The organism is Burkholderia sp. BCC0322, assembly GCF_902833045.1.
Classification (GTDB): domain Bacteria; phylum Pseudomonadota; class Gammaproteobacteria; order Burkholderiales; family Burkholderiaceae; genus Burkholderia.
Genome location: NZ_CADFDU010000003.1, coordinates 309,842 through 321,411, shown reverse-complemented (window position 1 = coordinate 321,411; position 11,570 = coordinate 309,842). Strand labels below are relative to the sequence as shown.

Here is an 11,570-nt window from a genome sequence, read left to right as displayed (position 1 = left end):
TCGTTGAAATGCGCGCCGCCGGAATCGGGCTGAAAACGCGCGTTACGCGACGGGTTTCAGGCAATCCTCGGCACGCCAGCCGTGCAACCAGTCGAGCGCGTCGTAGAACTGCGCCTGTGTGCGGCCGGCCCAAAGCCCGTTGCGCACCTGCCGCTCGACGCCCTTCGCGTGATAGATCCGCCCCATTTCTCGTGCCGAATACAGCACGCGCGCGGTGCGCGGAATCCGCACGCGCTCGTAGCGCGAGAACGCCGCTTCGAAATCGCCGTCGGTCCGTGCCACGGCCGCGCCGAGCGTCACGGCATCCTCGAGCGCCTGGCACGCGCCCTGCGCGAGGTATTGCGTCATCGGATGCGCGGCGTCGCCGAGTACCGTCGCACGGCCCTCGCTCCAGCGTTCGACCGGATCGCGATCGGCGGTCGCCCAGCGCTTCCACGACGTCGGCCGGTCGAGCATCTGCTTCGGCAGTGGATGGATGCCGTCGAAGTACGACAGCACTTCCTCCTTGCTGCCCTCGCGCACGCCCCAGGTTTCCTGTTCGCGGCTGTGGAACGTGACGACGAGGTTGTACTGCCGCCCGCCGCGCAGCGGATAGTGGACGAGATGGCAATGCGGGCCGGCCCACACGATCGGCGCATTGATCCGCAGATCCTGCGGCATGTTGTCGACGTCCACCACCGCGCGATACACGACGTGGCCCGTCACGCGATGGGCGTCGCCGATCAGCGCATGACGGATCGCGGATTTCACGCCGTCGCAGCCGATCACCGCATCGGCGCGAAAACGTTCGCCGTGCTGGTCGGTCACGGTCACGCCGTTGCCGTCCTGCTCGAAGCCGCACACCTGCGTGCTCGTCCGGAATTCGATCAGCGGATGATCCTTGACCGCCTCGTAGATCGACAGGTGAATGTCGGCGCGATGAATCACCGCATACGGATTGCCGAAGCGCTCGCGGTACGCGGCGCCCGTATCGATGCGCACCACCTCGCGCGCGTCGACCGCATCCATCAGTTGCAGCCGGTCGGTGAACACCGCCCGGCGGCGCGCAGCCTCGCCGACACCCAGCGCGTCGAGTGCGTTGAATGCATTCGCCGCGAGCTGGATCCCCGCGCCGATCTCGCCGATCTGGCCTGCCTGTTCGAGCAGCTTCACGCGAATGCCCTGGCGCGCGAGCGCGAGCGCCGCCGCGAGCCCGCCGATACCGCCGCCGATCACGAGTACGCGCCGGCCGCTGTTGTTTGTCTCTCTCATGTCTGTCTCCTGCTTCGTGTTATGCGACGTAATCCGGTTGTCGCTGCGGCTGTGCCGCGTCGAACGCCGGCTCGCGCCGCGCGTGTTCAAACACCGCGAGGCTTCGCGGATACGCGCTCAGGTCGCAATCCATCCGCAACGCATTCGCGACCTGCGGCACCAGGCATAGATCGGCGAGCGTCGGCGTGTCGCCGAAGCACCACGGCCCCGCGTCCGCGCGCGCGAGCAGCCGCTCGACGCCGGCCATCCCTTCCGCGACCCAGTGCCGGTACCACGCGGTCTTCTGCTGCGGCGTGACCTTCAGCTCGCTGTCGAGATAGCGCAGCACGCGCAGGTTGTTGACCGGATGGATGTCGCATGCGATCAGCGTCGCGAGTTCCAGCACGCGCGCACGACGGTGCGGTTCGAGTGGAATCAGCCGAGGCTCCGGCTGGATCTGGTCGAGGTAATCGAGGATCGCGAGCGACTGGCCGAGACGGAAATCGCCGTCGACCAGCGCGGGCACCGACGCCGACGGGTTCACCTGCGCGACGTAATTGGCATCGCGATGCTCGCCGATACGGATGTTCACCGGCAGCGTGTCGTACGGCAGCCCTTTCAGCCCAAGCGCAATGCGCACCCGGTAGGATGTCGAACTGTTGAAGAAGCTATGCAGTTGCACGATGTCGCCTTTCGAGGAAGATGCGTCAGACCACGCGCACGGTCAGCTCGCCGAGCCGTTCGACGCCGACCCTCATCACGTCGCCCGCGACGACCGCGCCGACGCCCTCGGGCGTGCCCGTGAAGATCACGTCGCCCGGTTCGAGGCGGAAGAACTTCGACAGGTCGGCCACCGTTTCCGCAACCGACCAGATCAGGTGCGACACGTCGCTCTGCTGCTTCGTCGTGCCATTGACGGTCAACCACAGGGCGCCCTGCTCGACATGACCGACGTCGCTTGCCGGATGCACGGGCCCGATCGGTGCCGAGCGGTCGAACGCCTTGCCGATCTCCCACGGCCGGCCCATCTCGCGCATCTTCATCTGCAGGTCGCGGCGCGTCATGTCGAGGCCGACCGCATAGCCCCACACGTGTTCGAGCGCGCGCTCGAGCGGAATGTCCGCACCGCCCTTGCCGATCACCGCGACGAGTTCGGCTTCGTAGTGATAGTTCTGCGTCTGCGACGGATACGCGAGATCGAGCGTTTCGCCGTACGCGACCGGCACGATCGAATCGGCCGGCTTGCAGAAGAAGAACGGCGGCTCGCGATCGGGATCGAAGCCCATTTCGCGCGCATGGGCCGCGTAGTTGCGACCGACGCAATAGACGCGGCGTACCGCGAACTGCGCGTCGCTGCCAGCGACGGGGAGCGCCACGGGCGCTTCGGGCGGGAAAACGAAAGTCATGAGTGGCTCCAGCGAAAATGCGAACGAACGGTGCGCCGCCGCGACGGCGCACGGGAAACGGGAAACGAGTCGTTGAAAGCGGCCGGCGTCAGTCGCGCGCTTCGCGCAGCAGGTTCAGCGCAGACAGCACGGGCCGGTCGGAATAGCTGAACAGCACGCTGTCGGACGATGCCGACAGCCGCACGGGCGCCCACGACGGCGCGAGGAAGATGTCGTGCGGCTCGAATGCGAATGCGTTGCCGCCGATGTGCGCGGTGCCGCTGCCTTCGACGACGCAGTAGATCGTCGCGTCGGTGCCGCGGTACGTGCGGCCGTCGAAACCGGCAGGCAGGAACTGCATGAAGGTGGCGATCGTCGGCATCGGCCAGCCGCCGGTCGCGGGGTTCACATAGCGCAGCTTCACCCCATCCCACGCATCGAGCTCGCCATTCCGGTACAGCGCGTCGAGCGCTTCGCGGGTGCGTGCATACGGATAGCTGAATACCGGCGACGTCGGATCGCTCACGCGATGCCGCACCGGCACCATGTTGTGACCGAAGCGCGCGAAGCTGTCGCCTTCCGGGCAATTCACGGGCTGCACGGCTTCCGGGTAGTTCTCCGCGAAGCCCGCGTCGAGGTTCGCGACGAGCGGGATGTCGAGCCCGTCGAGCCACACGACCGGCTCGCCCCCCTCTTCCTCCGACGGGTTGCCGTGGTCATGCCATGCCCACGACGGCGTGATGATGAAGTCGCCCGGATGCATCGTCGTGCGCTCGCCGTTCACGGCCGTCCACGCGCCACGCCCTTCGACGATGAAGCGCAGCGCCGACTGCGTATGCCGGTGGCTCGGCGCGATCTCGCCCGGCAGGATCAGCTGCAAGCCCGCGTACAGGGTCGGCGTCATGCTCGACTTGCCGGGCAGCCCCGGGTTCTCCAGCACGAGCACGCGGCGCACGGCTTCTTCCGCGCTGATCACGCTGCCGGCCTGCATCACGAGGTCGCGCATCTGCGCGTACTTCCAGATCGCGGCCTGTGCGGCGGGCTGCGGGGATGTCGGCACGAGGTTGTGCAGCGATTCCCACAGCGGCGCCAGGCGCTGCTCGGCGATCCGTGCGTAGTAGGCGGCGCGCGGCACGTCCGGATGGCGGGTCGTCATGTTGTCTCCTTGGCGTCGGCCGATCGGCGTCGGCGCTGTGTCGGTCGGGTCGGGGACCGTGTTGCAGTCCGTCAGCCGATTTATATTCGACCCAGACATACCCGGTAAAATGGTCAAATCATCTGATCCATATATTTCTGGATATACCTACTCGCGACGAGGCATGCGATGGACTGGACCCACCGGCTGCGACTGCGGCACCTGCAGGTACTGTTGAGCGTTGCCGGCACCGGCAATCTGAGCCAGTCGGCGGTCGCGCTCGCGACCACGCAGCCCGCGCTGTCGAAATGGCTGAAGGAACTGGAAGAGGATGTCGGGCTGCCGCTGTTCGAGCGGCATGCACGGGGCCTGCGGCCGACGCCCTACGGTGAAGCGCTGATCGAGCATGCGCGGCGCGTCGAAGCACAGCTCGACATCGCGCGCGACGACATGGCCGCGTTGCGGGAAGGCGGCAGCGGCCTCGTGACGATCGGCACGTCGGGCGTGGCGGCGGCCGACACGGTGCCGCTCGCGGTGTCGCAACTGCTGAAACGGATGCCGCGCGCGCAAGTTCGGATGACCGAAAGCACGATGAACCTGCTGATGCCGCAGCTCGCGCGCAGCGAACTGGATATCGTCGTGGGCCGCTCCGGGTCGACCTCCGTCGATCCGTTGCTGCATGCCGAAGCGCTGTATGTCGATCCGGTCGTGTTCGTCGCGCGGCCGGGCCACGCGCTCGCCGGTGCGGCGTCGGTCGGCTGGGACGACGTGCTCGCCTATTCGTGGATCGTGTGGCCGTCGGGCACGCCCGTGCACAACGCGCTGGAGGCCGCGCTGACGGCCGCCGGCCGCGTACGGCCGCCGCACTGCGTCGAATCGAATTCGTCGATCCTCAACCTCACGCTGCTGAACAACACCGACCTGCTCGGTGTCGCGTCGCACCGTGCCGCGCAGCGCTTCGCGCAATTGAACGCGATCCGGATCCTGCCGATGCAGCTCGAGGGCCAGGGCGCGGTGTCGATGTACTGGCACCCCGACAGCGCGAATCGCTCGGCCGTGGCCGCGACGATCGAGTGCCTGCGCGCCTGTGCGGCCCCGCAGGTCGGCGGATGGGGGCACGTGCAGGCGGATTGAATGTGGCGCGGCCCGGCGTCAACCGGGCCGTGTTGTTGCGTTGCCGCGATGCCGCATCACATCACGTCACGCGCCGTCGCAAGACGCCGTGCCGTCCAGCATCAGCGTGCCGACCCGCGCGGGCACGAGCGGCGTGCGCGGGCTCGGCGGCGTCCAGCCGAACAGTGCCTGCGCGGCCGCGCCGCACACGCGGCCCTGGCACGCGCCCATCCCGCAGCGCGACTGCAGTTTCGCGGCCGTCCAGCCCGGCTCCTGCGCGACCGCGTCGAAGCGCACGTCCTCGCAACGGCACAGCAGCGTGTCGGCCCGCGCGAGCCGGCGGATCGGTTCGCGAATCGCGAAGCGCTCGCGTACGGCATCCGCAAACGCCTGCCAATGCGCTCGTCGCGCGACGAGCGCGGCCAACTGCGCGGCCTGCCCGGTCGCCGCCAAACCGGCGATTTCGCCTTCGACCATCGCCAGTTCGCTGCCGCCGACGCCCGTACACTCGCCCGCCGCGAAGACCCCGTCGCGGCTCGTGTGCTGGTGCGCATCGATCGCCACCGCGCCGTTGTCGATCCGGCAGCCGAGATGGCTCGGCAGCACGGTATTCGGCACGAGGCCGAAGCCGCATGCGAGCCGGTCGCAGTCGACGTCGAACTCGCGATCGCCCTGACGAATCCGCACGCGCTCGAGCCGCTTGTCGCCGAACGCTTCGACGACATGTGCATCGGGCCGATAGGCGGCGGTGACGAGCTTCGCGGCCTGCGCGAGCTTCGACGGCCAGCGCCACAGCCCCGCCCCGAAACCGGCCACGTCGCCCCATGCGGCCTGTTCGAGCACATGCGACACGCGTGCGCCGGCCTGACGGGCCGTCGCGGCGCTCGCCAGCAGCAGTGGCCCGCTGCCCGCGATCACCGTGCGCTGCGCGCGCACGTCGAGGCCGTACTTGATCAACGCCTGCAAGCCGCCCGCGCCGGTCACACCCGGCAGCGTCCAGCCCGGAAACGGCAGCAGCAGCTCGCGTGCGCCGCAACAGAGAATCAGCGTCCGGAAATCGAGCAGCAGCCCGCGTTCGTCGTCTTCGAGCAGCAGCGTGCCCGGCTGCGTTTCGGCGACGATGCGCGTCGCCGCGAGATGCGTGACGTTCGGCTGCCGCAACACGGCGAACCGCTCGGCGGCGGCCGGCGTCGGCGTCGCCGCCGCACCTTGCCGCCAGATCTGCCCGCCCGCGCGCGGGTTGTCGTCGACGATCGCAACCGTCGCACCGCTTCGCGCGACGGCCCGCGCGGCCGACAGCCCGGCCGGGCCCGCGCCGACGATCGCGACGTCGACGCTCAGTCGTTCCTGTTTCATCGCGTGCGCTCCACCTGCATCCCGTCACGGCACAGCGTCTGGCAGGCCAGCCGGCGCCGGCCGTCGATCGTCATCCTGCACTCCTGGCAAACGCCCATCCCGCAAAACGGCGCACGCGCCGCGCCCGTGCACGACACGCGCGTCGTGTCGTCGCCGCTCGCCGCGACAGCGGCCGCGACGGTCGCGCCGTCGGCCACCGTCAGCGCGCGGCCGTCCAGATGAATGATCATGTCAGCGCTCCGGCTTCAAGGGACGCGGTGAGGAAGCGTCCCGGCAAATACGGTTCGATATCGATGGGCGGCCGTTCACCGGCCATCCGCGCAGCGACGAGCCGCGCACTACCCGGCGCGGTCGTCACGCCGAGCCCTTCGTGCCCGACCGCGAGCCACACGCCCGGCCGCGCCGGATGCTCGCCGAGCAGCGGCAGCCCGTCGGGGCTTGCGGAACGGAACCCCGTCCATGCGCGGATGCCGTTCAGGTCGGCGAGACCGGGCAGATAACCCACCGCGCGGCGCAGCATGCGCGCGAGCACGGGCGGATCGACTTGCGCGTCCTCGGTGTCGAACTGGCGCGACGAACCGATCAGCAACTGGCCGGTCGGCCGCGGCTGCACGTTGAACGCGACCGACGTGCCGTCGCTCGCATGCGCGCTTGCCGCATAGCCGAGCTCGACGAGCTGGTGTGATACCTGGCCCGGGTAGCGGTCGGTAATCAGCAGATGGCCCTTTTTCGGGCGCAGCGGCAGTTCGGGCAGCAGCGTGCGCGCGGCAACGCCGTTCGCGACGACCACCCGCTCCGCGCGCAGCGTGTCGCCGCTCGCGAGCGTCACGCTCGGCCCATCGACCGCGACGGCCCGGTCGCGCCGCAACGTGATGCGCGGCGCGCGTTGCAGCAGCCAGTTCGCGGTGACGGGCGCATAGAGGATCGCATCGCCGGGAATCTTCAGCGCACCGCCCAGGCCGGCACGCAGCATCGGCTCCAGTTGCGCGAGCGTCGCCGCATCGATCAGCTCGCCCGCCACGCCGTGCGCGGCCAGCGTCACCTGCTTCGCTCGCGCCAGATCCATTTCGTGCGCATCGGCGGCGAGCCACAGCGTGCCGCAGTTGCGGTACGCGCAGCCTTCCGGCATCTCGCCGCTCAGCGCGCGCCACAGTTCGATCGAGTAATGGCTGAGCGCGAGTTCGGCCGCGTTGTCGTCCATCGCGACGAGGTGGCCCATCCCCGCGCCGGTCGCGCCGCCGCTCGCGTCGTCGACGACGAGCACGCGCAGCCCGCGCTGCGCGAGTTCGTGCGCGCACGCCGCGCCGACGATGCCGGCGCCGATCACGACGACATCCGCCTTCGTGTCGCTCACGGCGCGATACCCCAGCCGAATGGATCGTCTTCCTCGATCAGCAGCGTCGCTTCCGCGCTCAGGTGCGCGCTGCCGCGGATCGTCGGCACGATGCCGCCTTCGGCCTGCTCGTAGCTCGCGTGGAACACGCTGCCGATCACGCTCGCCTGCCGCCAGACGGCACCCGGCGCGAGCTTGCCGTCGGCCGCGAGGCACGCGAGCTTCGCGCTCGTGCCGGTGCCGCACGGCGAACGGTCGTACGCGAGGCCCGGGCACAGCACGAAGCTGCGGCTGTCGTGCTCGGGATCGTCGGCGAACAGCTCGATATGGTCGATCTCCCCGCCGCTCGCGCCGGTGATGCCCGCGCGTTCGAGCCCTTCGCGCACGGCCGACGCATACGCGGTGAGCGCCGCGACGTTGTTGCCGGCGACACGCTGCCCGTGGTCGCTGATCAGGAAGAACCAGTTGCCGCCCCACGCGATGTCGCCTTTTACGGGGCCGTAACCGGGCACGTCGAGCGCGACGTCCTTCGCATGGCGATACGCGGGCACGTTGCGCACGCTGACCGACAGGTCGTCGTGCAGCGTCGCCTCGACGGTGCCGACCGGTGTTTCGATCCGGTGCACGCCGGGCGCGATGCGCCCCATATGGTGCAGCGTGCGCACGACGCCGATCGTGCCGTGCCCGCACATCCCGAGATAGCCGCTATTGTTGAAGAAGATCACGCCGGCCGCCGCATCGGGCGACACGGGCTCGCACAGCAGCGCGCCGACCAGCACGTCGCTGCCGCGCGGTTCGAGAATGCATGCGGTGCGGTAGCGGTCGTGCTCGCGCGCGAGCACGTCGCGGCGCTCGGCCATGGTGCCGCTGCCGAGCGCGGGGAAACCGGACACGACGAGCCGAGTGGGTTCGCCGCCCGTGTGCGAATCGATGATCTGGATGCGCTTCATCATGAGCCGTCCGAAGTGGGGAAAGGAGCACAGCTTCCTCCGTCGCGCGTCCGCCCGCTTGTGGCTTTTCGATGAGGACGACGACGAAATCGGCATAGTGCGATGCGCCCTTCCCGCGCCGTCCGGGCGCTGTGCCGATTTCGTCATTTTGCTCCGCGATACGACTCAAGCGTGATGGGCATTTGCGCGGCGATACTGGTTGCCACACCGACACCTGTCGGCCGACCGATACAAACACGTAGGAGATTGAAGTGAGCCGAAACGCCATTCAGTGGACCGGGGTTTTCCCGGCCGTCAGCACCCAGTTCAAGCCGGACTTTTCCCTCGACATCGACGCCACGCACCGCGTGGTGAAGAACCTGGTGAACGACGGCGTATCGGGCCTCGTGGTCTGCGGCACGGTCGGCGAAAACACGTCGCTGTCGACGAGCGAGAAGCTCCAGGTGATCGAGGCTGCGCGCGACGCGGCCGGCGGCAAGATTCCGGTGATCGCCGGCATCGCCGAATTCACGACCGAATTCGCGCGCAACACGGTGCGTGAAGCGCAGCGCGTCGGCGTCGACGGCGTGATGGTGATGCCCGCGCTCGTCTACTCGGCGAAGCCGCACGAAACCGCCGCGCACTTCCGGGCGGTCGCCACCAGCACCGACCTGCCGGTGATGGTCTACAACAACCCGCCGATCTACAAGAACGACGTGACGCCCGACGTGCTGATCGCGCTGCAGGATTGCGAGAACATCGTCTGCTTCAAGGATTCGTCTGGCGATACGCGCCGCTTCATCGACCTGCGCAACGCGGTCGGCGATCGCTTCGTGCTGTTCGCGGGCCTCGACGACGTCGTGGTCGAAAGCATTGCCGTCGGCGCCGAAGGCTGGGTGTCGGGCATGTCGAACGCGTTCCCGAAGGAAGGCGAGACGCTGTTCCGTCTCGCGAAGCAAAAGCGTTTCGACGAAGCGCTCGCGCTGTATCGCTGGTTCATGCCGCTGCTGCACCTCGACGCGCGCCCCGATCTCGTGCAGTGCATCAAGCTGTGCGAAGAGCTGGTCGGCCGCGGCAGCGCGATCACGCGTCCGCCGCGCCTCGCGCTGCAGGGCGACACGCTCGCGGAAGTGAAGGCCATCGTCGCCAAGGCGCTCGACACGCGCCCGGCGCTGCCCGACGTCGGTCTCTGATCGACTTCCCCCGGCGGCGGCGCAAGGCTTTCCCCCCTCGCGCCGCCGTCTTCGGTCCGGCATGGCCTGCGGGACCGTTCGCCCCGGCGCCTGCCCGCGCCGCGCGTGAACGGCCCGCGGCCCGCCCCGGTCGTTCGAACCGGGCGACGCCGGCCGGCAGGCATGCGCCGCTGCTCCGTCGGAGCGCGGCGCACCTCAAGCCTGTGCCGATATTCCTCCCAGGAGACAAGCCCATGCCAGGCCAAGGCAACGCTCACCCGTCTGTCCCGCTTTCCCGTACCGCGCACCCCGACGCGGGTCACGGCAAGTTCAAGAAACAGCTGTCGCTGACCGATCTCACGTTCATCGGTCTCGGCGCCATTTTCGGTTCGGGGTGGCTGTTCGCCGCGAGTCACGTGTCGACGATCGCGGGCCCGGCCGGCGTTTTCTCGTGGCTGCTCGGCGGCTTCGCGGTGCTGCTGCTCGGCATCGTCTACTGCGAACTCGGCGCCGCGCTGCCGCGCGCGGGCGGCGTGGTCCGCTACCCGGTGTTCTCGCACGGCCCGCTGCTCGGCTACCTGATGGGCTTCATCACGCTGATCGCCTTTTCGAGCCTGATCGCGATCGAAGTCGTCGCCGCGCGCCAGTATGCGGCCGCATGGTTTCCGGGCCTGACCGTCGAAGGATCGAGCGACCCGACGACGATCGGCTGGCTCGTGCAGGCCGCGCTCCTCTGCTTCTTCTTTTACCTGAACTATTCGAGCGTGAAGACGTTCGCGAAGGCGAACAACATCATCAGCATCTTCAAGTTCATCGTGCCGCTGTCGGTGATCGCGGTGCTGTTCACGTTCTTCAAGCCCGCGAACCTGACCATGCACGGCTTCGCGCCGTTCGGCATGCCGGGCATCGAGATGGCCGTGTCCGCGGGCGGCATCATCTTCGCGTATCTCGGGCTCACGCCGATCGTGTCGGTCGCGAGCGAGGTGCGCAATCCGCAGCGCACGATCCCGATCGCGCTGATCCTGTCGATCCTGCTGTCGACACTGATCTACGTGTTGCTGCAGCTCGCGTTCATCGGCAGCATCCCGACTGCGATGCTCGCCGGCGGCTGGCACGACATCAGCAAAGCATTCACGCTGCCGTACCGCGACATCGCGCTGGCGCTCGGCGTCGGCTGGCTCGCGGTGATGGTCGTCGCCGACGCGATGATCTCGCCGAGCGGCTGCGGCAACATCTACATGAACGCGACGCCGCGCGTCGTCTACGGCTGGGCGAAGACGGGCACCTTCTTCAAGGTGTTCACGCGCGTCGACGAAGCGTCGGGCATCCCGCGCGCGGGCCTGTGGCTCACGTTCGGCCTCGCGATCTTCTGGACGCTGCCGTTCCCGTCGTGGGAAGCGCTGATCAACATCGTGTCGGCCGCGCTGGTGCTGAGCTATGCGGTCGCACCGGTATCGGTCGCCGCACTGCGCCGCACCGCGCCCGACCTGCCGCGGCCGTTCCGCGCAAGCGCGTTCGGCGTCACCGGCCCCGCGTCGTTCGTGATCGCCGCGCTGATCGTCTACTGGTCGGGCTGGAGCACGGTGTCCTGGCTGCTCGGCCTGCAGATCGTGATGTTCGTCATCTATCTCGCATGCCGCCGCTGGGTGCCGACCGCGCACCTGAGCCTCGCCGAGCAGGTGCGCTCGTCCGCGTGGCTGATCGCGTTCTATGCCGCGATGATCGTGCTGTCGTATCTCGGCGGCTTCGGCGGCACGGGCCGGCTTGCGCATCCGTACGACACGGTCGTCGTCGCGGCCGTCGCGCTCGTCATCTACTACTGGGGCGCGAATACCGGCGTGCGCGCCGACAAGCTGCAACTCGACGACGACGAAGACTGACGCCCCCGTTCCTTCTCCCATGATCCCTTCGGCCGGG

Annotated in this window: 11 protein-coding genes; 3 read left to right on the top strand and 8 right to left on the bottom strand. The window is 68.6% G+C overall.

Annotation, left to right across the window (positions count from 1 at the left end; all coding sequences use genetic code 11):
• Nucleotides 1–42: 42 nt before the first annotated feature.
• From HWX39_RS11830 to gtdA, 4 genes are all read right to left on the bottom strand, one after another.
• A complete protein-coding gene (locus HWX39_RS11830; RefSeq protein ID WP_175968259.1) occupies nt 43–1,251 on the bottom strand; it encodes a 3-hydroxybenzoate 6-monooxygenase in 1,209 nt (402 codons plus the stop codon).
• Nucleotides 1,252–1,270: 19 nt separating this feature from the next.
• On the bottom strand, nt 1,271–1,912 hold the full coding sequence (maiA, locus tag HWX39_RS11825) for a maleylacetoacetate isomerase (RefSeq protein WP_175968258.1): 642 nt from the start codon (nt 1,910–1,912) through the stop codon (nt 1,271–1,273).
• 25 nt (nt 1,913–1,937) lie between these two features.
• Nucleotides 1,938–2,636 (bottom strand): fumarylacetoacetate hydrolase family protein, encoded by a 699-nt coding sequence (locus HWX39_RS11820; RefSeq protein ID WP_175968257.1) that lies wholly within the window; start codon nt 2,634–2,636, stop codon nt 1,938–1,940.
• 88 nt (nt 2,637–2,724) lie between these two features.
• Nucleotides 2,725–3,771 (bottom strand): gentisate 1,2-dioxygenase, encoded by a 1,047-nt coding sequence (gene gtdA, locus HWX39_RS11815; protein ID WP_175968256.1) that lies wholly within the window; start codon nt 3,769–3,771, stop codon nt 2,725–2,727.
• Nucleotides 3,772–3,939: 168 nt separating this feature from the next.
• Between gtdA and HWX39_RS11810 the strand changes: the two genes are divergently transcribed.
• Nucleotides 3,940–4,884, top strand: a complete 945-nt coding sequence (locus HWX39_RS11810; protein WP_175968255.1) for a LysR substrate-binding domain-containing protein — start codon at nt 3,940–3,942, stop codon at nt 4,882–4,884.
• Nucleotides 4,885–4,950: 66 nt separating this feature from the next.
• Here the strand turns inward: HWX39_RS11810 and HWX39_RS11805 are convergent, their stop codons facing one another.
• Genes HWX39_RS11805 through HWX39_RS11790 form a run of 4 tightly spaced genes read right to left on the bottom strand, consistent with a single transcriptional unit; the run spans nt 4,951 to nt 8,502 of the window.
• Nucleotides 4,951–6,219 (bottom strand): FAD/NAD(P)-binding oxidoreductase, encoded by a 1,269-nt coding sequence (locus HWX39_RS11805; RefSeq protein WP_175968254.1) that lies wholly within the window; start codon nt 6,217–6,219, stop codon nt 4,951–4,953.
• Nucleotides 6,216–6,449: a 2Fe-2S iron-sulfur cluster-binding protein gene (locus tag HWX39_RS11800; protein WP_011355492.1), complete on the bottom strand. Its 234-nt coding sequence runs from the start codon at nt 6,447–6,449 to the stop codon at nt 6,216–6,218. Before HWX39_RS11800 ends, HWX39_RS11805 begins: the two co-directional genes overlap by 4 nt.
• A complete protein-coding gene (locus HWX39_RS11795; protein ID WP_175968253.1) occupies nt 6,446–7,573 on the bottom strand; it encodes an FAD-dependent oxidoreductase in 1,128 nt (375 codons plus the stop codon). The genes HWX39_RS11800 and HWX39_RS11795 overlap by 4 nt, the downstream gene beginning before the upstream one ends.
• On the bottom strand, nt 7,570–8,502 hold the full coding sequence (locus HWX39_RS11790) for a 4-hydroxyproline epimerase (RefSeq protein WP_175968521.1): 933 nt from the start codon (nt 8,500–8,502) through the stop codon (nt 7,570–7,572). Before HWX39_RS11790 ends, HWX39_RS11795 begins: the two co-directional genes overlap by 4 nt.
• 251 nt (nt 8,503–8,753) lie before the next feature.
• Here HWX39_RS11790 and HWX39_RS11785 point away from each other — a divergent pair, with 251 nt between their 5' ends.
• The gene (locus tag HWX39_RS11785) at nt 8,754–9,674 is read left to right on the top strand and encodes a dihydrodipicolinate synthase family protein (RefSeq protein WP_105798217.1); all 921 of its coding nucleotides are present in this window, start codon (nt 8,754–8,756) and stop codon (nt 9,672–9,674) included.
• A gap of 233 nt (nt 9,675–9,907) precedes the next feature.
• Complete coding sequence (locus tag HWX39_RS11780) at nt 9,908–11,533, top strand: APC family permease (RefSeq protein ID WP_175968252.1); 1,626 nt, start codon at nt 9,908–9,910, stop codon at nt 11,531–11,533.
• Nucleotides 11,534–11,570 lie beyond the last annotated feature (37 nt).